Source organism: Mesorhizobium sp. C432A, assembly GCF_030323145.1.
In the GTDB taxonomy this organism is placed as follows: domain Bacteria; phylum Pseudomonadota; class Alphaproteobacteria; order Rhizobiales; family Rhizobiaceae; genus Mesorhizobium.
Genome location: NZ_CP100470.1, coordinates 5,206,263 through 5,228,948, shown reverse-complemented (window position 1 = coordinate 5,228,948; position 22,686 = coordinate 5,206,263). Strand labels below are relative to the sequence as shown.

Here is a 22,686-nt window from a genome sequence, read left to right as displayed (position 1 = left end):
CCCATGACGCCGCGTAATGTACCCGGCGCTCACCGTCCGTAACGCCCTTCACACAGCGGCTTGGCTATCGCCGATTGTTGTTGGCCACCTTGGCTCAGTGCCCGCCGCGCATCTTCACCACCACAGTCCGCACCGCCAGCACCAGCACGGTGATGATGATCAGGATCACCGAGAGCGCGGCGATCGCCGGGTCGATGTTGTCGCGCAGGCCCATCCACATCAGCCGCGGCAGCGTGATGGCGTTGACCGAGGTGATGAACAGGGTGACGCCTATCTCTTCCCAGGACAGCACGAAGGACAGCAGCGCGGCGGTGACGATGCCGAACTTGATGTTGGGCATGATGATGCGCGTGGCGCGTTCCCACACGCCGGCGCCAAGGCCGCGCGCGGCAAGGTCGATGCGGCGGTCGAGCTGGCTGAGCGAGACCAGGATCAGCACCGTGGCGAAAGGCACCGTCATCACCGAATGCGCCATGGCGACGCCGAGCCAGGTGTCGTAGCCGAAGAACGAACTCATGCCCGAGATCGACGTCAGCAGGAAGTAGAGCGTGATCGCCGAGACCACCGGCGGCACCACCATCGGCAACAGCACGAAGCCGACAAGGGCGGCGGTAAATCGCGGCTGGAACATCCAGGCGCCAAGGCTGAAGCACAGCGCCAGCACGGTGGAGATGACGCTGCTGACGATGCCGATGCGGATCGACAGCAGGACGGCGTCGAGCCAGCGCGGATCCTCGATCAGTGCGCGGTAGTGGCGCAGCGACAGTTCGCCCGTCGGCATAGCCAGCATGCGGCTTGGCGTCAGCGACACCGGGATGACCGCCAACAGCGGCAGCAGCAGGAACAGCGCCACTAGCACGGCGAGGATCAGGGAGACGGGACCGGGGCGATAGGTCGGCATCAGATCAGTTGCTTCGGTCTGACATAGCGGAACAGCAGCGCCATGAGCGCGCCGACGAACAGCACCAGCACGACGCTGATCGCCGCACCCAGTCCCCAGTCGGGGCTTTGGAATATCCTGAGGTAGATCAGCTCGGCGATCATCACGCTGCGGCCGCCGCCGAGGATCGCCGGCGTGACGAAGAAGCCGAGCGAGAAGACGAACACGATCATCGCCGAACCGATGATGCCGGAGCGCGTCATCGGCACGAACACGGTCCAGAAGGTGCGCATACGGCTGGAGCCGAGCCCGCGCGCCGCGAGCAGCACGCGCTCGTCGAGGCTGCGCATGGTGGAGGCCAGCGGGAACACCGCGAAGGGAATGAGGAAATGCGTCATGCCGACGATGACGCCGAACTCGTTGCGCACCAGCGCCAGCGGCTCGGAGATGAAGCCGATCGATTGCAGCCAGGTGTTGATCAGGCCGCGGTTGGACAAAAGCGCCACCCAGCCGAAGGCGCGGGTAAGCACCGAGATCCAGAAGGGGACGAGAATGCAGAATTCAGCGATTATGCGCTGTGCCGGGCTGCCGCGCACCCACACCATGGTGATGGCGTATGCCGCCGCCACGGAAACCACGGTGACGATCAGCGCGATGCGCAGCGTGCGGATGAACACAGACTGCACCAGAGCATCGGTGGCGAGCGCGCCATACTGGCCGAGCCCCGGTGTCGGCAAGGTGACGCTCCACTTGACGACGCCGAGGAACGGCCAGGCGTAGGCCAGCACAAGGAACAGGAGCAGCGGCGCCATCAGCACCGCCGCGCCCATCCTGTCGGAGAGGGTGCCTCTCATCGAAGCTCGTGCCCGGCCTGGTCAGGCCGAGATGATCTTGGTGTATTCGTCGAGTGCTGCCCCGTAATTCTTGGCGTACCAGTCCATGTCGAGCGCGATCTGCTTCTTCATGTTTTCGGGATCGACCGGGTTGATGCGCTTCTTGTCGGCGGGGATCAGCGCATCGGCGGCCGGATTGGCCGGACCCTGTCCGAGCTTGTCGAACATCACCAGTTGCTTTTGCGGATCCTGGGCGCTGGCGATGAACTTCATCGCTGCGTCCTTGCCGCCGGGGTTGCCCTTGAGCACGGCCAGCGCGCCGGGCGAAATCAGGCCCTGATCCCAGATGAACTTGATCTTGCCGCCCGAGTCCTGCTCGATCAGCGAGGCGCGGGTCGACCACACGATCGCCATCGAGGCTTCGCCGTTGAGCAGCACGCTCTGGCTCTCGGCGCCGCCGCCCCAGTAAGCCACGACGTTTTCCTTGAAAGCGGCGATCTTGTCATGCGCTCGCTTCAGGTCGAGCGGGTAGAGCGAGGCCGGCGCGATGCCGTCTGCAAGCAGCGCTGCTTCCCAGCTCGACACGCCCCATTTGTAGAGCGAGCGCTTGCCCGGAAACTTCTTCACGTCGAAGAAGTCGGCCATGCCGGTCGGCGCGTCCTTGCCGTATTTCTCCGAGTCATAGGCGATGACGTAGGAGAAGAAATAGGTCGAGGCCGCGTATTCCCAGCCGAAGCCTTCTCGCATCTTCTTCTTGTCGACGACGGCGTAGTCGATCGGCTCGAGCGCACCCTGGGCGCCGAGCGTGATGGCCGAGAACGGGTCGACATCGACGAGATCCCAGGTCGGCGCGCCGCTCTTGAACTGTGCGGCAATCGCGCCTTCGGTCGGGCCCGAACCGTCCATCTTGACGGCGATGCCGGTCTCCTTGGTGAAGGCCTGGCCATAGGCGGCGTCATAAGCGGTGAGGGCATCGCCACCCCAGTTGACCAGCACCAGTTCCTTGGCCTGCGCAAACGCGCCGGTCGAGCGCAGCAGCATCGGCGTGCCGGCCAGCACGAAGGCTGCAAGCTGGGTGAATTGCCGGCGCGAAATCTCGCCGCGCACAGCCCGGGCGGATAGCGCGTCCATGGCTTGTTTTTTGCTTTGGTCTGTCATTTTAGTTCCCCTTTTTCGTTATTGGTTCCGGTGGTTATGGCGCGCTCCAGATTCTTTGCTGGAAGACTTCGCCGTTCTCGTCGTCATCCTCCGTCCGGAAGGAGGAAACCCTTTTCCGCCGGCCAGGTCAGCCAGACGGAATTGCCTTTGCTCAGCGCCGCCGCCGCGACCTCGTTCGGCACCGAGACGGTCACCTTGGCGCCCTGGCGCGTCGTCAGATCGAGTTTGGTCGCCGCACCCAGATAGGTCGAGCCGATGGCGGTGGCGGCGATGCCATTCTCGCCGGCGGCGGCTTCGCGCGCGATCGACATATGCTCGGGCCGGATCGCCAGGATCGCATCGCCACGGACTTTCTCGGCCTTGCAGAGCATGTTGACCGCGCGCTCCTCGCAGAGGCCCGTCGAGCCATTGTCGGCGGGCTTGACCCCCTTCAACGGCAGCATGTTGATCTCGCCCAGGAACTCGGCGACGAAGCGGTTGGCCGGCCGGTCATACACCTCGTCCGGTGCACCGACCTGCAGCAATTTGCCATGGTTGAAGATGGCGACGCGCGACGACAGCGCCAGCGCCTCGCTCTGGTCGTGGGTGACGAAGACGAAGGTGGTGCCGGTCTCCTGATGCAGCCGCTTCATCTCGGCCTGCATCTGGCCGCGCAGGCTCTTGTCGAGCGCCGAGAACGGCTCGTCGAGGAGCAGCACGCCGGGTTCGAACACCAAAGCGCGGGCCAACGCCACGCGCTGCTGCTGGCCGCCGGAAAGCTGCGCCGGCAGTTTCGTCTCATGGCCCTTGAGGCCGACGCGCTCGATCATCTCGGCAACGCGGCGCTTGATCTCGGAAGCCGATTTCTTGCGCACCTTGAGCGGGAAGGCGATGTTGGCCTCGACCGACATATGCGGAAACAGCGCATAGCCTTGGAACACCATGCCGGCGGCGCGCTGCTCTGCCGGCCGATCGGTGATGTCGAAACCGTCGCTGAAAAGCTTGCCGGCGGTCGGTTGCACGAAGCCTGCCAGGATCATCAGGAAGGTGGTCTTGCCCGAGCCGGAGGGGCCGAGCAGCGTCAAAAACTCGCCACGGCCGATATTGAGCGTCAGGTCGTCCAGCGCCCGGAACGAGCCGAAGCTCTTGCCGATCCCGATTGCCTTGATCTCTGCGGCCCGGCCGGGTTGCTGCATCCTGCCTCTTCCTTGGTCGTGGCTTGAGCGTAGGGCAGGGCCCCGGCTCACCGCAACCGAATAGTTTTCGCCTGATCGGCAAATTTGATTCACGGATGGGAGGCTAGTACGGGCTGATCCGGTTCTCCGACAGCTTCGACCTCAACCACCCATTGAACGCTTCCAGCACCGGGTGGCTGGCCTTGGCATGTTCCGACACCAGGAAATACGAGCGCGGCGAGGGGATCGCGATATCGAAGGGGCGCACCAGACGGCCTTCGCTGAGCGCGCGGCGGCTGGTCAGTTCGTCGCCCATTGCGATGCCTTGTCCGGCGATCGCCGCGGAGAAGACGAGGTTCATGTCCGAGAAGAAGATACCGCTTTCGGTGTCGGGGTTTTCCACCTTGGACAGCGCCAGCCAGCGCGCCCAGTCCTCGGTGTCGCCGAGATGCAGGAGATTGGCGCGCAGCACGTCGGCCGGTTTTGAAAAGCCGCCGACCTTGTTGAGCAGTGTCGGGCTGCAAAGTGGCGTGAACGAGATTTCGCACAGCAACTCCACCGAGCGGTTCGGCCAGTTGCCGACGCCAAAGGCAATGAAGGCATCGGCGTCTGGATTGCTGACATCGTCCAGCCGCCGCGGCGTCAGGATCGACAGCGCCACGTCCGGATACATCTGCCGGAACTCGCCGATGTGCGTGCATAAAAACAGAGAGGCGAAGCCCGGCGTGCAGGAAACGGCGAACGAACCGCCGACGCCCGTGCCGGCCTGGCGCGTCACCGCATCGCCGAGCACCGTCAGCGCCTTTCTCACATCGGCGGCATAGCGCTGGCCGCGCGGTGTCAGCGCCACGCCCTTGCCGATGCGCTCCAGCAGGTCGAAGCCGAGGTCGCGTTCGAGCAGCCGCAACTGATGGCTGACGGCGCTGCGGGTCAAATGCAGTTCATCGGCTGCGCGCCAGACACTGCCGTGACGGGCAAAACTGTCGAGGGCGCGCAGCGCCTGTGTGGAAGGTATTCGCAAGAGGCCTCAGGTGAACCGAATTTGCATGAACCGGAAAAACATATCACTTTTTGCAATGCCGCTTCACTGCTTTCTTGGGCCGCATGGAGAAACCGGTGACGACCTCGGCGCAAGCCACCGCGCTTGCCTGTCTCGATAGCATCCAGCCGTCGCTGTCGGCGTGGACGCGCACCATTTTCGATTTCGGCGAAACAGCCTGGCGCGAATACCAGTCGGCGGCCTGGTATGTCGCGCGGCTGAAGCATGAGGGCTTTTCGGTCGAGGAAGGGTCGGCCGGCATGCCGACCGCCTTTTGCGCCCACTGGACGAATGGCCCGGGGCCGACCATCGGCATGTACGGCGAATACGACGCCGTGCCTGGCAACTGCCAGGACGCGGCAACGGTGAAGCGATCGCGGCCGGGCCTCGGCAGCGAGGCCGGCGGCCACACCGATCCGCATTCCGGGCTTGGCATTGCCGGCCTCGGCGGACTTCTCGCCACCAAGGCGGCAATGCAACGCCACGGCATCAAGGGGACGCTGCGCTTCACCGGCGAGCCGGCCGAGAAGGTCAGGGGCTCGAAGCCGATCCATGCGGCCAAGGGCTACTATGACGGCCTTGCCGGCATGATCTCCTTCCACCCCTTCTATATGCTGCCGCTCTGCAACACGGCGCGCTGGGACACGCATTGCGGCGCCGCCTATGCGATGATCTACCGTTTTGTCTGCGACGAACCCGAAAACTGGGTTCGCGCAAGCGATGGCGCGCCGATCCCGCAGGCGCATTCGGCGGTGCGGGCGCCCGGCGCCAATGACGCGCTGATGACGATGTACATGACCTCCAAGGCGCTGCGCGATTCCATGCTGCCTCACCAGGGCGGCTGGTCGATCAGCGAGGCGATCCTCACCGCCGGGCAGGCGACCGCCGACAATCTGCCGGCGGGGCTGGCCGAGATCCAGTACATGATCCGCGTGCCGACCATTGCCATGGCAGAGCAGGTCACCGCGGTGCTCGACCGTAATGCGGCCGCGGCCGCGGCGATCAGCGGTTGTCGCTATGAGCGCCATTGGGTGTCGAAGTCGAGGCCGGGCCTCGCCAATCACGCCATGGCGGGGATTGCCTATGAGGCGCTGTCCACCGTTGGCGCTCCGAGCTGGGACGAGGCGGCGAAAGCGATCGGTCGCGAGGTCCAGGTCAATGCCGGCGGCACCGCGACCGACAACCCTTTCATCGACGAGATGGAGCGGCTGGTTGCGCCGCAAGAGGCCGAGGCAATCCTGCGCCGCGATTTGCCTCCGTCGCAGATCAACTCGACCTCCGACGACTACACCGACATGTCGTGGCACACGCCGACCGCACGCTTCTATGTCGCTCGCCCGGCGCTGCGCTCGGCGAATGGCCATGCCTATCCATCCTGGGCGATGAACGCGCTGGGCGGTATCTCGGCCACCATTGACCCGATGGTCATTTGCGCCGCCAAGACGGTTGCGCTTGCAGCCCTCCGCCTGCTCGAGGACAAGTCCGCGCGTGATGCAGCCATGGACGAATTCGTCACCCGCACCGGCGGCGGCATTGGTGGCTCCAACTGGATCGCGCCGCTTTGCGACTATGACCCGCCGATCAATTTCCGCTGGCCGGAATATGTCACCACCGCGCGGGGGCGCGATTGGTGGATTCCGAGCAGCCAACCCAATCAAGCTGCATAATCGAGGAGAACCTTATGACCGTCCATGACCGCATCGTCGCCGAGCCGTTCTCGCTGCAACGCCGCAACCCCGCCGGCGGCACCAAGCCGCTGACATCATGGGGTTTCGCCAACGAGACCGACGTCTTGACCGACGTTCTGCTCGGCTCGCCGAATTTCCTGCGCCACCTCTCGACCAGTTCGCTGTCGCGCAAGCATCTGCGCGAGGCGCCCTGCAACGTCCAGATCGCGCAGGCGCAGCACAAGGACCTCGTCGCCGCCTATGAACATTTCGGCGTCAACATCCACTGGCACGAGCCGACGCCGGAGCTGCCGATGCAGGTTTATTCCAGAGACTCCAGCGTCATGACGCCCTACGGCGCCTTCATCACCGCCATGGCCAATTGGTGGCGGCGCGGCGAGAACTATGCCGCCATCCGCACCTATGAAAAGCTCGGCATCCCCATCTACGACATGGTCACGGCTGGCACCTTCGAAGGCGGCGACTTCAACGTCATCGAGGAGGGCGTGGTGCTGATCGGCTGCGGCGGCGCCCGCACGCAGGAAGAGGGCGCCCGCCAGGTGCAGGACTGGTTCGAAAAGGAAGGCTGGGAAACGCGCCTCGCCTTCATCGACGAATACTATGTCCATATCGACCTGATGGTGGTGCCGATCGCTGAAAAGCTCACCGCGGTGTGCCTCGCCTGCACCGAGCCCGGCATTGTCGACTGGCTGAAGGGCAAGGGCCACGAGATCATCGACGTGCCCTTCCAGGACACGATGGCGCTCGGCTGCAACTTCATGTCGCTCGGCAAGGACAGGGTGATCGCGCCGACGTCGAGCCAGTCGCTGATCGGCCAACTCAAAGCGCGCGGCTTCGAGGTTGCTGCCGTCGACATGAGCGAGATTTCCAAGACCGGCGGCGGCATTCACTGCATGGCGCAGGCGCTGAAGCGCGAGCCGGCGTAACGGCACGAATTGCCGCCGGGACCTGTGACGGACTGCTGCCAGATTTGACAAAACAGGCCTGGCAGAGGAAATTGATGCCATTAGAGGAGGGATTCTGTGAAGAAAACTTACGAAAAGCCGAGTCTGGCCAAAGCCGGCAAACTCGGATCGCTGGTCGCTTCAAACCCGTCGAAGCCCGCCCCCTGAGCGCAACCAGCCGCTGAAGGCCGAAATTCGGTCGTCCTGGTTACCGACGACCGGATCGCGCTGTATGATTGAAGGCAGCCCGCCGGCGCGCATCGCCTGGCCGGCTGCTCCGGCTCGTGGCGCTCGATCGCCTCGAACACCGCCTGGTGGCCGGCAAAACTCCTGCGGGTTTCGATCTCCGTATGGCCACGTGGATGCGCTGATTGATCAGCCATTCGACCTAGCCGATGGTTTTAAAACCAAGCCAGCTTCCCCAAAAGATAATGCCCAACAAAGCCATAGCGCCGAAGACCGCATCCGCGCCGTTCCCGCCCGCCCGGCGATCAGGGAGTGTGGCGTGAGATGGCCGCGCTGACGACGGAACGAGATCGCCTCGTCTGGCCGGCCGGACTCGCGACGGCGTGGTCCGGCCGGAATTCCATCTGCTATGCGGGTATCAATATGGCGATGCGATGCACGCCGACCTCCTTGCTTGTATTCGTCGCTTCATCGGTCTTGCCCTTGGAGCAGGTGTACATATCACCCGTCTTGAGCTTGAATTCCTTGTCCGCTTTCTTGATCGTGAATGCACCTGAGGTAATGGTGCACACCATGTCGTTGTCCATCACGGTTTGAGGAGCATGTGCTCCGGGCTGAAACACAACGTCGATGATTGCGATGCTCTTGTAGGCGGGAATGTCTGCATTGCCGGTGCCGACCTCCACCACCCTGACACCGGGCGCAATCTCCTTGCCCTCTTTCGGGCCGTATTTCTTGATTTTTGCCGATGCCGCCAAGGTGAACAAAGGCGCTACCGCGGCGGTCGTCAGACCGAGGGCAATTGCAGACCTGCGATTCATGGTTTTCATTGCATCCTCCCGATGCTCGTCATGCATGGATATGCACGACCGGCGATATATTAGCACAAACGAATTTACTTGTATGCAAAGTGACTGTGGCGCAGGCCAGCAAGAAATGCTCCGCCGGATAATGTCGCTTCACTGTACCTTTTGCCGGAATTTCGAATGACAGGTCGAGCAATCCTGCAGGATGAGATGCAGGATATGCTCCGCCGGCAGTTTGGTAGGATCGACTTCAACGGCGCTCGGCCGCTTGCCGAGCAGGCTGCCGCCGCCCATCGCCAGGCCGGTGCCCATGCGCATGTCATCGGTGATGACGGCCGGCGCGCTTTCGGCCTTGGCGGCCAGAGCGTCGGCCAGCGTTCCGATATGATTTGCCAGGGCCTCGAATTCGGCCCGTGACTGATCGATCTCCAGCCTGGCCTGCGAAGGCGGTCCAAGCGAGCCGCTCGGAAATTCGGCAATCAGGGCAGGGCCGGTGCGCGCGCGCAGCGTGTCCGCTGCCGCCTTGAAGGCTGCCGCGTCATAGGCTTGCCTGCGGTCGAACATGCCGGCAATGGTTTTCGCAGCCGCCGCCATCTCCTTCATCGACGCCTGGCGGGCCGTGACGATCGGTCCGCTGCCGACGGAGGCGCCCATCGTAAGGGCACAGACCAGCCACAGCAGCGCCGCTTTCACAGTCCATCTCACGGCGCGATGTCCTTGCCCCATCCATCCGTGCTCAGCCAGCCGCAGCAGGGGTTCGACCTGCAGTCGGATTCTTCGGTCGTGATGCCGGTTCTCATCGGTAAATTTCCGTCGCCGGAGGTCTCCGTCTCTGAGCAGATAGACCTTCCAGCCACCGGAAGGTCAACTGATTGAGAAGGCCGATCAGCGGGCAATCAGCACAGGCTTGCAGCAAGCTGACGCAGCGTTCCTTGACTTGGATCGCAAAAACGGGCAGCAAGGCGGGGGTGAGGGAGAGCATTCTACCGTGGCGCAGACCATGGAGTGCTCTTTTTTTCGTATCAGGCGCCGCATAATCGGTGGCTGATGGAGGGATTGGTTAACCAACTTTGTCCATCTTTTGATTCAATCGGCAACAGACGCGAAAGGTGCAGGGGGCACCAGCGAACTGTGGATGTCACGGATGCGAGGGTCGCAAGCCTGCATGCCGATTGAGAGTGGTTGTATGGCGTTTTTGCGTTTGAAAGACCGGGGCGATACTCCTGAACGGGGTTTGACTTCGAAGAGATCCGGCCAGCGCTGGGTGGTGGTGCCGGTTGTCGGCGCGGCCTTGGCGCTGTGGTCGGTGGCAACCATGGCCGGCCTCTATTCGCTCGGTACCTCCCTCACCGCAGCCTCCAACAGCCTTCCGCACAGTCTGCTTCTGCCGAACGCAGCACTTGCCGATTCGCGCCGCAGCCTCGCCAATTCGTGGGCGCCGCGGCTTTCGGCGCAAAAATCACAGGCCTCGCTGCTCAGCCAATGCGACGCCGGCTGCGCGCATGCCGCCGCGAACTTCGCGAATGACGGCAAGATGGCGCGGCTGAAGCCGGCCACGCACGCTGTGGCCCCGAGCAGTGTCGCCTCAAACATTGCGCCAAACACCAGCGTCGCTCTCGCCACTTCGCGCGGCATGCGCTTCGACGGCGTGGTGGCCAAGGCAGAGCTGTCGCCGCAAAAGCTGGCTGCCGCCTTCGCCAAGGCCTCGAATGCGCCCTTCATGCTTGCCAGCCTTCCGGTCGCTGCCCGTTTCGCCGAAGTCCGGCTGCCCGATCAGCATGGCCCGGCCTCGGAACGCTTTGGGCCGGAAGTGGCTGAGATCGAACGCTCATCGCGCCTGGCGCTGGCGCTGGCCAACAGCTTGCCGGAAGACGCTGACATGCTGGCCCCGCCGCCGGCCGTTGAAGCAATCGCCGGAGGGCAGGATCCTGAGCAGGCCGAGGTTCAGGTCGCTTCGCTGCCGCCGCAGGACGATCTGCCCGACAACATTGCGTTGCCCGGTTGGCGTCCACGCGCCGAAACCGCTCAGCCTGCCGAGGCTCGGCAAGCCAGCAAGCCCAGGGCAGCCAAGCCACAGACCGACAGGACGCCCGAGAGCCCCGCACCCCAGTCGCCGGGCAATTCGTCGCCGCGCTCGCCACGCAGTACTTCGGAGGTCGCCGCACTGCCTGGCGTGCCAGACAGCCAGAGCATCCAATCAAGCCGGATCAAGCCTGGCAAACGGTCGAAGACACAGGCCGGCGAGATGCTGGCCTATGCCAAGCCGGACGTCCCGGCGGGCGGTGTCGGTCGCGCCTTCAAGGATCTGTTCGCCACGCCCGGAATGGGCGGCGGCGTCGCCGTCTACGATATCTCGGCCAAGACCGTCTATATGCCGGACGGCTCGCGGCTGGAGGCCCATTCGGGGCTGGGTTCAATGGTCGACCAGCCGCGCTTCGTGCACAAGAAGAATGTCGGCCCGACGCCGCCCAACACCTATGATCTGCGACTGCGCGAATCCCGCTTCCATGGCGTCGAGGCGCTCCGTCTCACTCCCGTCAGCGGCGGCAATAAATACGGCCGCGACGGCCTGCTCGCCCACACCTACATGCTGCGCGGCGGCCGTGCGGAATCCAATGGCTGCGTCGTCTTCAAGGACTACGCCCGCTTCCTTGCCGCCTACAAGAAGGGCAAGATCAAGCGCCTCGTCGTCGTGCCGCGCCTGACCAAGCCGCTGACGCGGGTCGCTCAGGAAGGCCGGGGAGCGTAAGGCAGTAGGCAGTAGGCATAGGGCCCAGGAGCGTCCATCGCCTGTTCCTTGTTTTTCTGCCCCTATTGCCTATTCCCCACTGCCTATTCCCCTTTGACCCCAAGGCAGACTATGAGTGACCGCTGCGGGTCGGCTTCACCACGAGGACATCATGACAATACGCGCTGTCGTTTGGGGCGAGAACATCCATGAGCGGACCAATGAGGTGGTCGCAGCCCTCTATCCCGAGGGCATGCACACGACCATCGCCAAGGCGCTGAATGCCGACGAGGCGATCTCCGCCTCGACCGCCACGCTCGAACAGCCCGAGCATGGCCTGCCCGAGGCGCGCTTGGCCGAGACCGACGTGCTGGTCTGGTGGGGCCACAAGGACCATGGCGCCGTTGCCGACGAGATCGTCGAGCGCGTCGCCCGCCGGGTCTTTGAAGGCATGGGGCTGATCGTTCTCCATTCCGGCCATTTCTCGAAAATCTTCAAGCGGCTGATGGGCACGCCCTGCACGCTGAAATGGCGCGAGGCGGGTGAGCGCGAGCGGCTCTGGGCGACCAGTCCCAGCCATCCGATCGCCGAAGGCGTCGGCGAATATTTCGAGCTCGAGAATGAAGAAATGTATGGCGAGCAGTTCGCCGTGCCCGAACCGCTGGAGACCGTCTTCATCTCCTGGTTCCAGGGCGGCGAGGTGTTCCGTTCTGGGCTGACCTATCGCCGCGGCGCCGGCAATGTCTTCTACTTCCGCCCGGGCCACGAGACCTATCCGACCTATCACGACGCCAATGTGCACAAGGTGCTGCGCAATGCGGTTAAGTGGGCGCACAATCCGCAGGGCACCAAGTCGGCGATCCTTGAGGCGCCGAACGTGCCGGTCGAAAAGGCGCTGGAGCCGATCGTCGAGCGCGGCGGCAAGCTGCACGCTTCGGGCGAGGCCGGCTTCCGCTAAAGCAAAATCCAGGAAAAAAGGCGTAGCGGCTTTCCGCATGGGTTTCCTAGACCGTATCTGCGCCATATGATTGAATCGAACCAATTCGCTCGGAGTGCAGAGAATGCGGCTTTTGATACTGGGTACCGGCTGGATGGCGCAGGAGCATGCCCGCCGTTTCGGCGGCATCGACGGCGTCGAGATCGTCGGTGCTGTCGACGTCGATGAAAAGCGCGTGGGCGAATTCGCCGACGGGTTCAAGATACCGAAGCGATTCACATCGCTGGAAGACGCGCTGGCGTGGGGCGAGTTCGATGCGGTCGCCAACGTCACGCCCGACCGCATTCACCACCCGACCACCATGGCGCTGATCGCGGCCGGCAAGCCGGTACTGTGCGAAAAGCCGCTGGCCGAAGACTTCGGCAAGGCAAGCGAGATGGCCAAAGCGGCTGAGGCCGCCGGCATCGTCAACATGGTCAACCTCACCTATCGCAATGTCGCTGCCTTGCAGAAGGCGCGACAGATGGTGCTGGCCGGCGAGATCGGCACCGTCCGCCACGTCGAGTCCTCCTATCTGCAGAGCTGGCTGGTGTCGAAATTCTGGGGCGACTGGCGCACCGACCCGAAATGGCTGTGGCGGCTGTCGCGTGACCACGGCTCCAACGGCGTGCTCGGCGATGTCGGCATCCACATCCTCGATTTCGCCAGCTATGGGGCCGCACTCGACATCGACCACGTGTTTTGCCGGCTGCGCACCTTCGACAAGGCGCCAGGCAACCGCATCGGCGAATACGACCTCGACGCCAATGACAGCTTCGCCATGACGCTGGATTTCTCCAACAGCGCCTTTGGCGTCGTTCACGCCAGCCGCTGGGCGACCGGCCACATCAACGAATTGCGCCTGCGCATCTATGGCGACAAGGGCGGCATCGAAGTCGTGCACAATCTCGAGGGTTCGGAACTGAAGGCGTGTATCGGCGAGGATATCGAGAACGCCAAATGGCAGGTGCTCGACGCCGGCACGGTGCCGACCAATTACCAGCGCTTCGTCGATGCGGTTCGCAGCGGCGTGCAGGCCGAGCCTTCATTCCACCATGCCGCCGAACTGCAGAAGGTGCTGGATCTAGCCATGGTTTCGGAACAGAAGCGGACGGAACTGAGGGCCAGCGCCGATACGCAGTGATGTGAAGGGAGGAAGAAACAATGGTCACGCGCCGCGCGCAATGTCTCTGCGGCCAGCTTTCAGCCGTCTGTTCGGGCGAGCCGGTGCGCATCTCGGTCTGTCATTGCCTCGACTGCAAGCGCCGCACCGGCAGCGTCTTCAGCTACAATGTCCGGTTTGCGCAAGCTGATGTATCGATCGAGGGGCGGGCGAAGCAGTTCACGCGCACCGGCGACGAGGGCGGCCGCGTCATCTACAATTTCTGCCCGGAGTGCGGCGCCGCCGTCCACTATCGCATCGACACGCAGCCCGGTGTGATCGCCATTCCCGTCGGCGCCTTCGCCGACCCGTCGTTCCCGCCGCCCTTCCAGTCTTTTTACCACGAAAGCCGTCGCTGTGAGTGGGTCGAGATCAACGCCGAGCCGCTGGCGACGTTCGACTGAAGGCCGCTTTTTGGATACCCGGAACCGTCCGCACGCTCCGCGCCTTCAAGAGGGCATCGCCCCTGATTGCCATTGCCGGGCCGTTAGCCATCGCGCTCGGCTGCCCCATGAATAGGCATAAGTCAAGACGAATCCGGCTTGCGGCCCGATTGCTGACATGCTTACCTGACGGCATGTGTTCAATGGGGGTATATGGATGGCTAAGGAATCTTCGAATTCCGCTTCTTCAGAAAAGAAGGCGGACGTAAATCTGATAGGTAACACAGAAGGAAACGGGCTGAACTTCATGGGAGTTCAGGCCCGCGAAAACGGAACCGCCGGCGACGCCGTCGGTGTCGACAAGATCCGTGACCTGCTGTTCGGCAACCAGATGCAGGACTATGACCGCCGTTTTTCCAAGCTTGAAGAACGGGTGTTGCAGCGCTTCAAGGATGTCGAGTCCGAGGCCAAGCGCAATCTCGAAATGTACGAGTCGAATGCAAAGAAGCAGATCGATTCGCTTGCAGGGCAATTGCGGAGCGAAAAAGATTCACGAGCCGATGCCGACAAGGAGATCGACCGGAATCTTCGCGAGCAAAACCAGGCTCTTGAAAAGCAGGTGCGCACGTTGTCGGATCAGTTGAGCGCGCTCGAGCGCGACGTTTCGGACCGGATAAATCGAAACGATCATTTGCTGCGTGAGGAAATCAAGCAGAAGAATGAAGGCGTTCAGATGCTGATCGAGAAGATGTTTGCCGACCTCAGCAACGTCAAGACCGACCGAAATCTTTTGGCTGGCCTGTTTGTCGAGGTTGCAAAATGTCTCAATCAGGATCCCGTCGGGAGCAAGAGCAACTCGGACCGCAGCTGGAAAGTGAGTTGATGGGACCTTGACGTCCACCGTCGACCCATTCAACCTTCCGCAAAGAACAGCCTCGAACGATACAGAGATTGATCGCGAGGCTCTGGCTCGTCTTTTGATCGAAATTGCCCGGAACGTTGATCCGGACTACCGTGCGCAGTTCGAGGCGGTTCCCACCGCCGATCCGCGCATGGAAACGCTGCGGCAGTTGCTGGTCAGCCGCGAAATCTCGGAGCTTTCACGCGTTACGCATCTGCTCGACGAACCCGAGCAGCTTGCGGCGGCCGTGGGCGACGTTCTTCCCAGTGCTGCCGGACGAGCGCCTTACGCGCAACTCGGCGAGGCGCTTGCGCCAGCTGTCGAACGGGCTGTGCAACGGTCGATCCAGAAGAGCCCGCGCACGCTGACGGACATATTGTACCCGGTGTTTCTGCCGGCAATTCGCAAGTCGATCGGCGAAAAGATCGACCAGACCTTTCAGTCGCTGAATGAAACTCTAAGGCACATATTCACCTGGCACGGGCTCAAGTGGAGACTTGAAGCCTGGAGAACAGGGGCAAGCTTCTCGGCAGTTGTTCTGAAGCATTCCCTTGTATACCGTGTGGAACATGCGTTTCTCATTCATCGGAATTCCGGCCTTTTGATAGCGCATGTAACGGCCGACAATGCAACGAGCGAAGATCCTCAGCTCATTTCTTCGATGCTCAGTGCGATTCAGGATTTTGTAAAAGACTCATTTAACGAGAAAGAGCAGAGCGGCCTGGACACAATCCGTTTCGGCGAGCTTCGTCTCTGGTCGGAAGTTGGACCGTTTGCGACCCTGGTTTCGGTGATCCGGGGAAATCCGCCGGAGGAATTGCATGAAATCGTTCGCGATGTGTTGCTTCGCATCCATGAGGAAAGCTCCCAGGCCTTAGAGCAGTTTGACGGCGACGGTTCGCAGCTGGCCAGCGTAGAGGCGCAGTTGCAGACCTGCGTCGAGCTGAAGCAGGAGGAATCAAACGACGGATTTCCGTGGCTGGTGGCAGCCGTTGCCCTGTTGCTCTTGAGTCTGGCAGGCGGTTGGTACTTTCTTTCCTGGCAATCAGCGCAGCGCTGGCAGGCTTACGTGTCGCGCTGGCAGGCTTACGTGTCGCGAGTGGAGGCCCAGCCGGGCATCATCGTTGCCGAACAGCAGGTACGCGATGGCCAGTTCTATATTGCCGGCCTGAGGGACCCGCTTGCCGTCGACCCGCAGTCGCTGTTGTCAGGCACGGGAGTCGATCCGGCCGGGGTTCATTCGCAATGGCAATTTTATCAGAGCCTTGAGCCGGAGTTCGTGCTGAAGCGGCTGACGGCGTCGCTGGCTCCGCCGGATTCAGTGCGACTTTCGATTGTCGATGGCCGCATCGTCGCCGAGGGTGAGGCTCCCGACACCTGGATCAGCCGGGCGCGCGCGGCGGCCCAGCAGCTTTCGGCAGGCGGGCCGGTCTTCGATATCTCGGGGGTTCGTGACGTAAGTCCCCAAGTGCGCGAGGCGGAGCGCTGGCACGCCTATGTGTCGCGACTGGAGACCCAGCCGGGCATCATCGTTGCAGACCAAAAGATACGCGACGGCCAATTCTATATCGCCGGCCTGCGAGACCCGCTTGGCGCCGATCCGCAATCGCTGTTGTCGGGAACAGAGGTCGATCCCGCCCGGGTTCATGCGCAGTGGCAATTCTATCAGAGTCTTGAGCCGGAGTTCGTGTTGAAGCGGCTGACGGCGTCGCTGTATCCGCCGGATACAGTACGACTTTCGATTGTCGATGATCGCATCGTTGCCGAGGGCGAGGCTCCCGACACCTGGATCGATCGCGCGCGCGCGGCGGCCCGGCAGCTTTCGGCAGGCGGACCCGAATTCGACATCTCCAAGGTTCGTGACGTGAGCCCCGAAGCGCGCGCGGCGGAGCACTGGCAGTATTATGTGTCGCGACTTGAGGCCCAACCGGGAATCATCGTCGCCCAACAAAGCGCGAGGGGCGGACATTTCTACATTTCCGGCTTGAGAGACCCGCTTGCCGCCGACCCGCAAGCCCTGCTGTCCGGAACGGACGTTGATCCTGCCCGCGTTCATGCACAGTGGCAATTCTATCAGAGCCTTGATCCGAAGTTTGTGGTGAAGCGGCTGACCGCGGCGCTGTCCCCGCCGAAAACCGTTCAGCTCTCGATCATCCAGGGTCGCATCGTGGCCGTGGGTGAGGCTCCTGCCGGCTGGATCAACCGGGCACGGGCCGCCGCTGAACAACTTTCGGCGGACGGCGTGGTTCTGGATGTCTCGCAGCTGCGTGAACTGAACCTTGCAGAACTTAATCATTTGAGGCAGGCCATCCAGACGACCGATATTTTCTTCTCTTCCGGCAAGGTTGTGCCGGGACCGGAGCAGACGCCGGTTCTCGACAGGTTGGCGGATCAAATAAAGGAATTCGCCCAGAGTGCCCGCAATTCCGGCGTAACGGCGCGGTTCATGTTGACCGGGCATTCGGACACCACAGGCCGTGAGACGGCCAACGCGTCGATCAGCGCCGCCCGCGCCGAGACAGTTCGTGCGCTTCTCAACAAGCGGGGCGTCGCTCCCGAATTGCTGCTGGTTCGGGGCGCGGGCACTTTTGAGCCGGCTGTACCTGAAAACAGTCTAACCGGTAGCTCCACCAATCGCCGGGTTTCGATTACCGTAAACCTGGACTAGCGGAGCCCAACATGTTGCAAAAAAAGATCTGCATGCTGGGCGGTTTCGCTGTCGGAAAGACGAGTCTGGTCCGCAGGTTTGTGCAGAGCATCTTCTCAGAAACCTACTTGACCACCGTTGGAGTGAAAATCGACAAGAAGAGCGTCGCGCTCCCGGACAAAACCGTGGATCTGATTTTGTGGGATTTGGCCGGCGAAGACGATATCGGCTCATTCCGCGTCAGCTATGTTCGCGGTGCAACCGGGCTCGTGCTTGTCGTCGATGGAACCCGCGCCGCTACTCTTGCCGTGGCACTCACGCTGCGCGAACGGGTCGAGGCCGAATTCGGCGCCATGCCGTTCGTATTGCTGTTCAACAAGTCCGATCTGGCCGATCGGTGGGCGATATCGGATGGTGAGATCAACGAGTTGAGGCAACGTGGATGGCAAATCTATCTAACAAGTGCGCTTTCGGGCGAGCAGGTAGATGACGCCTTTCGTCAACTTGCCTTGATGGTCACCAAATAGACCATGCATGAATTGCCAAAAGAAGTCAGAAATTGGTTTTTCAATTTCTTCTTCGACGGGCACGCTGTCGCTTATCTGAAAATCGACCCTGAGCTTTGCATAGCTGCCAAGGGCGGTAATGTTGAACATTACGGGCTGTCATCACTTCGCATCGGCAAGCCTGTTGCCGAGCAGCTTGAATTCATGGAGGGTTTGCTGCCTTGCCCGGAGCTTCCGTTTCGCATGGACATGGTTGAACTGCCCGGCGGGCGTGTCGCCGACCTCCATTTTTTTGCTGACAATGCGTTCGTGTGGCTGCTTTTTCTGGACGCCACTGCCGAACGAGACAACAGGCAGCGGCTTCAACAGAAGGCCTATGAAATGACGCTCCTGCAAGAGAGGGAGCGTCAACTCAACGAAAAATTGCAATCGACGAACGAGGCGTTGAGGAAGAGCCAGGAGGGATTGGCGCGTGAATATCAGCGCGCCGAAAACCTGCTCCTCAACATTCTCCCGGCCTCGATCGCGGAGCGATTGAAAGCGCAAAAGAAAATTGCCGACAACCACGCAGAGGTGAGTGTGCTTTTTGCCGACATCGTCGGTTTTACGGAACGAGCGCGCAGCGTCGGAGCGGTGACGACGCTCGCTATATTAAACTACTTCTTCAAGGCGGCGGATCGGCTCTCTGAGCGATACGGCTGCGAAAAGATCAAAACAATTGGCGATTGTGTGATGGTGGTCGCCGGCCTGCCCACGGCGCGATCCGATCATGCAAAGGCCCTCACGCGCTATGCGATTGAGCTGCGCAAGGCGGTCAAGCGGGAACGCTTCGCAGGAGAGCCGATAAGGCTGAGAATTGGAATTCATTCAGGACCGATCGTCGCCGGCGTCATAGGCAAGAGGCGGTTCGCCTATGACCTGTGGGGTGAGACCGTTAATCTCGCCTCACGTATTCAAACGTCCGCGGAGCCCGATGAAATCCGTATTTCCGATGCAACTTGCCAACTGCTTGGACCGAAATTTGCTTGCGACCCACTCGAGGAAACGGAATTGCGCGGTGCGGGTCGCGTGCGAATGTGGCGGCTCCCGAGCTGATCCGTCGCCTGCGGTGCGACCGTGGAGCGCCGATAGCGGCGCCCGAAAGCCATTGGCGTGACCTGATCTTGCGATCGCAAAGCACCCTTTGCGCTTGCCCGGAAGGCCTCTATTCTGGAGCACAGTGGCCGCTGGTGGGATAGAATGTCGGTACTGCCTTTTCTGAGAATCTACGCACCGCTAAATGCGGTGCTCGCTGCGCCTGGGCTTCTGGCGGTGGCTGCGCTCACGATGCCGAACATGTCCGGACGAAGCAGACTGGCTCTGGCTGCCGTGCTTGCTGTCATTTGGGCCGCCTATCTTCTGCAGATGGCCGAGACCCTGCTCAAGCGCTGGGCGGGAGACCTCAGGGACAGGACGCCGGCAATCGCGATCGATGTGCTCGCGGTTTTGGTTCCAGTCGCCGCATTTCTGCTCGACGGCACGCCCGACCGGAGCCTCTACTGTGCTGTCTGGCTGCTGAAGCCGCTGCGCGACTCGACCTTCTTCCCGCTGCTTGGCAGGGTTCTGGCCAACGAAGCGCGCAACCTGGTCGGCGTCACCACGGTCTTCGGCCTGGTTCTGTTCGGTGTCGCACTCGCGGCCTATGTCATCGAGCGCGACGTCCAACCGGAAAAGTTCGGCAGCATCCCCGAGACAATGTGGTGGGCGGTGGTCACGCTGTCCACTACCGGCTATGGCGACGACATTCCGCAAAGCTTCGCCGGCCGCGTCCTTGCCGGGGCTGTCATGATGTGTGGCATCGGCATCTTCGGGCTCTGGGCCGGCATTCTTGCCTCCGGCTTTTATCAAGAAGTCCGTCGCGAGGATTTCGTCCGCAATTGGCAATTGATTGCCGGCGTTCCGTTGTTTCAGAAGCTTGGCCCGGCCACGCTGGTCGAGATCGTGCGCGCGTTAAGGCCTCGCACGGTGCCGGCGGGCGCCGTGATCTGCCGCAGTGGCGAGACCGGTGATCGGATGTTCTTCGTCGTGGAGGGCCGCGTCAGCGTCGCGACGCCCAACCCGGTGGAGCTTGGCCCTGGCGCCTTCTTCGGCGAGATGGCGCTGATCAGCGGCGAACCGCGTATGGCGACCGTCACTGCCGCGACTTCTGTCTCACTCCTGTCGCTGCACGCGGCGGATTTCCAGATGCTGTGCAGCAGCAGCCCGGAAATCGCGGAAATCATCCGCAGGACCGCGCTCGAGCGGCGCGGCGCGGCGCCGGTGGCTTGACCGTACAGCCGATGGTGGCCCGGCTGGAACTGGATGGTACGGCTCTATCGACCACGCGCGGAGGTTATGGACGGCACGTGGAAGTTCCCAGAGGCGTAGCGGAGACCTAAACGTAGCCGATCCACTCTACCGGCGGCTCGTTGTTTGGCGCTGTGCGTCGACAGTTCCTGCCCCGCGGCCTTTCGGACGACCGGCTTTGGCTAAACTCTAATGCCTTAGAATCTTGCTTAGAAAAGCCCGGCTGCGGTCGGTCTTCGGGTCGGAGAAAAACGCCTCCGGCGTGCCGCTTTCGACGATGGCGCCGGCGTCCATGAACACCACGCGCTGCGCCACCTTGCGGGCAAAGCCCATTTCGTGCGTTACCACCATCATGGTCATGCCTTCCTCGGCCACCGCGACCATGACGTCGAGCACTTCGGAAATCATCTCGGGATCGAGCGCCGAGGTCGGTTCGTCAAACAGCATGATCTTGGGGCGCATGCCGAGGCAGCGCGCGATGGCCACACGCTGCTGCTGGCCGCCGGACAGCTGTGACGGGTAGGCGTTGACCTTGTCGGCGAGGCCGACCTTGGCCAGCAAGTCGCGCCCGGCCTGCTCGGCCTCGGCGCGGGGGATCTTGCGCACATGGATCGGCGCCAGCGTGACGTTTTCCAGCGCCGTCTTGTGCGGGTAGAGGTTGAACGACTGGAAGACGAAGCCGATCTCGGTGCGCAGCTTCGTCATGTTGGTGGCGGGGTCGCCGAGGCGCTGGCCGTCGACGACGAGGTCGCCATCCTTGATCGCTTCCAGGCCGTTGATGCAGCGGATCAGCGTCGACTTGCCCGAACCACTTGGGCCGCAGACGACGACCACTTCGCGCGGCTCGACGCTGAGCGTGATGTCCTTCAGCACATTGAGCGAGCCGAACCATTTGTTGACGCCGCGAAAGTCGATCATGCCCGTTTCGGTCAGGTTTGTCTTGGTCGGGCTTGGATTGGTCATGGCGGTCAGCCCTTTGGGTTCGATGTCACAGCTGCACCTCGCCATGCGCCGCGCCCATGCGTCGCTCCAACCGGCGGGCGAGCATGATCAGCGGATAGCAGACGACGAAATAGCCGACGCCGACCAGGAAGAAGACCAGCAGGCCGTTGGGCACACGCTGCACCACAAGCCAGCCGACGCGGGTGAGGTCGGTCAGCCCGATCGCCGAGACGACGGAGGAATCCTTGATCAAGAGTACATATTGCCCGACCAGCGGCGGCAGCACGATGCGCATCGCCTGCGGCAGCACCACCTGGCGCATGCGTTGCCAGCGCGACAGGCCAGACGCCAGAGCTGCCTCAACCTGGCCGGTCGGCACCGAGCGGATGCCGGCGGCGACGATCTCGCAGATGAAGCACGCGGCGAGGTTGGTGAGCGCGATGATGCCGGCGGTGAAGGCATCGAGCTCGATGCCGAATTCCGGCAGGATGAAGAAGATCAGAAAGATCTGCACCAGGAACGGCGTGCCGCGGATCAGGTCGACCCAGGCCCCGATCACGCTCGAGATCAGCCGGTTGCCGCCGGTGCGCAATATGCCGAGGCCGAAGCCAAGCAGCGTGCCCAGCACCAGGCTGATCGCCGACAGCATCACGGTCATGCCAAGGCCGCGCAAGGCGAGGGGGTAGCTGCCGGCCAGGCTTTGCAGCTGTTGCCAGATCATGTGCTGCTCCTTGCCGGTTGCAGACCGAGCCAGCGACTGGACAGCCCCGCCAGTCCTTTGAGGCAGTAATAGAGCAGCAGATAGAAAGCGGCGATGGTGAGAAAGCCTTCCGCCGGCATGAAGCGGTCGGACGCCAGCAACTGGCCGGCGCGCGTCAGTTCGGAAACCGAGATCAGCGACAAAAGCGCGGAATCCTTGACCAGCACGATCGCCTGGCCGAGCAGCGGCGGGATCGTCACCTTGAAGGCTTGCGGCAGGATGACCAGGCGCATGCGCTGGACATAGGTCATTCCCGAGGCAACCCCGGCCTCGACCTGGCCGCGCGGGATCGACAGGATGCCGGCGCGGATGATTTCCGCGACATAGGCGCCGCTGTTCAGCGACAAAGCGATGATGCCGACGACGAGCTCGGGCAGGACGAAGCCGAGACGCGGCAGGCCGAAATAGAGGAAGTAGAGCTGCGCCAGCAACGGCGTGGCGCGCACGGCATCGATATAGCCCTTGGCCAGCACGCGAAACAGCTGGCCGCGCTGCAGGTTCATGGCGGCGAGCACGATGCCGACGGCCAGCGCGCCCGCAAAAGACAGCGCCGACAGCCACACGGTCGTGATCAGACCCTGCCCGAACAGCGGCAGATATTCGACGATGGTGCGGAAGCTGAAATTTTCGAGCATGGCGGTGAATTGTGAATGGTGAATGGGCAGTAG

The 22,686-nt window shown here is 62.4% G+C and carries 21 protein-coding genes; 11 read left to right on the top strand and 10 right to left on the bottom strand.

Translation table 11 applies throughout. The annotated features are described in order from the left end of the window. Positions 1-94 precede the first annotated feature (94 nt). The 5 genes from NLY33_RS25685 to NLY33_RS25665 all read right to left on the bottom strand — a co-directional run bounded on the left by NLY33_RS25685 (position 95) and on the right by NLY33_RS25665 (position 5,046). Entirely contained in the window at positions 95-901 is an 807-nt protein-coding gene (locus tag NLY33_RS25685; protein ID WP_023705217.1) for an ABC transporter permease, read from the bottom strand. Next, entirely contained in the window at positions 901-1,734 is an 834-nt protein-coding gene (locus tag NLY33_RS25680) for an ABC transporter permease (protein WP_023708605.1), read from the bottom strand. Before NLY33_RS25680 ends, NLY33_RS25685 begins: the two co-directional genes overlap by 1 nt. 21 nt (positions 1,735-1,755) lie before the next feature. Further along, positions 1,756-2,871 (bottom strand): ABC transporter substrate-binding protein, encoded by a 1,116-nt coding sequence (locus NLY33_RS25675; RefSeq protein WP_023705216.1) that lies wholly within the window; start codon positions 2,869-2,871, stop codon positions 1,756-1,758. An 83-nt stretch (positions 2,872-2,954) separates the two neighbouring features. Then, positions 2,955-4,046, bottom strand: coding sequence for an ABC transporter ATP-binding protein (locus NLY33_RS25670; RefSeq protein WP_023705215.1), 1,092 nt, complete (start codon positions 4,044-4,046; stop codon positions 2,955-2,957). Between the two features lie 103 nt (positions 4,047-4,149). Continuing rightward, entirely contained in the window at positions 4,150-5,046 is an 897-nt protein-coding gene (locus tag NLY33_RS25665; RefSeq protein WP_023705214.1) for a LysR substrate-binding domain-containing protein, read from the bottom strand. An 83-nt stretch (positions 5,047-5,129) separates the two neighbouring features. On the opposite strand from NLY33_RS25665, the gene NLY33_RS25660 reads away from it, so the two are divergent. Further along, complete coding sequence (locus NLY33_RS25660) at positions 5,130-6,731, top strand: zinc-binding metallopeptidase family protein (protein ID WP_031196557.1); 1,602 nt, start codon at positions 5,130-5,132, stop codon at positions 6,729-6,731. Between the two features lie 14 nt (positions 6,732-6,745). Then, the gene (locus tag NLY33_RS25655) at positions 6,746-7,678 is read left to right on the top strand and encodes a dimethylarginine dimethylaminohydrolase family protein (RefSeq protein ID WP_023693913.1); all 933 of its coding nucleotides are present in this window, start codon (positions 6,746-6,748) and stop codon (positions 7,676-7,678) included. Between the two features lie 611 nt (positions 7,679-8,289). Here NLY33_RS25655 and NLY33_RS25650 read toward each other — a convergent pair. Then, entirely contained in the window at positions 8,290-8,712 is a 423-nt protein-coding gene (locus tag NLY33_RS25650; protein WP_023705211.1) for a hypothetical protein, read from the bottom strand. Between the two features lie 129 nt (positions 8,713-8,841). Beyond that, a complete protein-coding gene (locus NLY33_RS25645) occupies positions 8,842-9,393 on the bottom strand; it encodes a cytochrome c (protein ID WP_031196556.1) in 552 nt (183 codons plus the stop codon). Positions 9,394-9,874: 481 nt separating this feature from the next. Between NLY33_RS25645 and NLY33_RS25640 the strand changes: the two genes are divergently transcribed. From NLY33_RS25640 to NLY33_RS25600, 9 genes are all read left to right on the top strand, one after another. Then, the gene (locus NLY33_RS25640; RefSeq protein WP_084013524.1) at positions 9,875-11,437 is read left to right on the top strand and encodes a DUF2778 domain-containing protein; all 1,563 of its coding nucleotides are present in this window, start codon (positions 9,875-9,877) and stop codon (positions 11,435-11,437) included. A 151-nt stretch (positions 11,438-11,588) separates the two neighbouring features. After that, complete coding sequence (locus tag NLY33_RS25635; protein WP_023689044.1) at positions 11,589-12,374, top strand: ThuA domain-containing protein; 786 nt, start codon at positions 11,589-11,591, stop codon at positions 12,372-12,374. Positions 12,375-12,477: 103 nt separating this feature from the next. Next, positions 12,478-13,536 carry a Gfo/Idh/MocA family protein gene (locus tag NLY33_RS25630; protein ID WP_023705206.1) on the top strand — a complete coding sequence of 353 codons (1,059 nt, stop codon included), beginning with the start codon at positions 12,478-12,480 and terminating at the stop codon, positions 13,534-13,536. Positions 13,537-13,556: 20 nt separating this feature from the next. Continuing rightward, positions 13,557-13,958, top strand: a complete 402-nt coding sequence (locus NLY33_RS25625; RefSeq protein WP_023708603.1) for a GFA family protein — start codon at positions 13,557-13,559, stop codon at positions 13,956-13,958. 196 nt (positions 13,959-14,154) lie between these two features. After that, positions 14,155-14,820, top strand: a complete 666-nt coding sequence (locus NLY33_RS25620; protein WP_023670314.1) for a hypothetical protein — start codon at positions 14,155-14,157, stop codon at positions 14,818-14,820. A gap of 7 nt (positions 14,821-14,827) precedes the next feature. Next, positions 14,828-17,506 (top strand): OmpA family protein, encoded by a 2,679-nt coding sequence (locus tag NLY33_RS25615; protein ID WP_031196554.1) that lies wholly within the window; start codon positions 14,828-14,830, stop codon positions 17,504-17,506. A gap of 11 nt (positions 17,507-17,517) precedes the next feature. Next, positions 17,518-18,012, top strand: a complete 495-nt coding sequence (locus NLY33_RS25610) for a Rab family GTPase (protein ID WP_023670316.1) — start codon at positions 17,518-17,520, stop codon at positions 18,010-18,012. Positions 18,013-18,015: 3 nt separating this feature from the next. Beyond that, on the top strand, positions 18,016-19,086 hold the full coding sequence (locus NLY33_RS25605) for an adenylate/guanylate cyclase domain-containing protein (protein WP_023693905.1): 1,071 nt from the start codon (positions 18,016-18,018) through the stop codon (positions 19,084-19,086). 144 nt (positions 19,087-19,230) lie between these two features. Beyond that, positions 19,231-20,298 (top strand): cyclic nucleotide-gated potassium channel, encoded by a 1,068-nt coding sequence (locus NLY33_RS25600; RefSeq protein ID WP_023684786.1) that lies wholly within the window; start codon positions 19,231-19,233, stop codon positions 20,296-20,298. A 207-nt stretch (positions 20,299-20,505) separates the two neighbouring features. Here NLY33_RS25600 and NLY33_RS25595 read toward each other — a convergent pair whose 3' ends face one another. The 3 genes from NLY33_RS25595 to NLY33_RS25585 all read right to left on the bottom strand — a co-directional run bounded on the left by NLY33_RS25595 (position 20,506) and on the right by NLY33_RS25585 (position 22,653). Then, positions 20,506-21,234: an amino acid ABC transporter ATP-binding protein gene (locus NLY33_RS25595; RefSeq protein WP_023705204.1), complete on the bottom strand. Its 729-nt coding sequence runs from the start codon at positions 21,232-21,234 to the stop codon at positions 20,506-20,508. 70 nt (positions 21,235-21,304) lie between these two features. Continuing rightward, a complete protein-coding gene (locus tag NLY33_RS25590; RefSeq protein ID WP_023684787.1) occupies positions 21,305-21,979 on the bottom strand; it encodes an amino acid ABC transporter permease in 675 nt (224 codons plus the stop codon). Next, positions 21,976-22,653, bottom strand: a complete 678-nt coding sequence (locus NLY33_RS25585) for an amino acid ABC transporter permease (protein ID WP_023695534.1) — start codon at positions 22,651-22,653, stop codon at positions 21,976-21,978. Before NLY33_RS25585 ends, NLY33_RS25590 begins: the two co-directional genes overlap by 4 nt. Positions 22,654-22,686 lie beyond the last annotated feature (33 nt).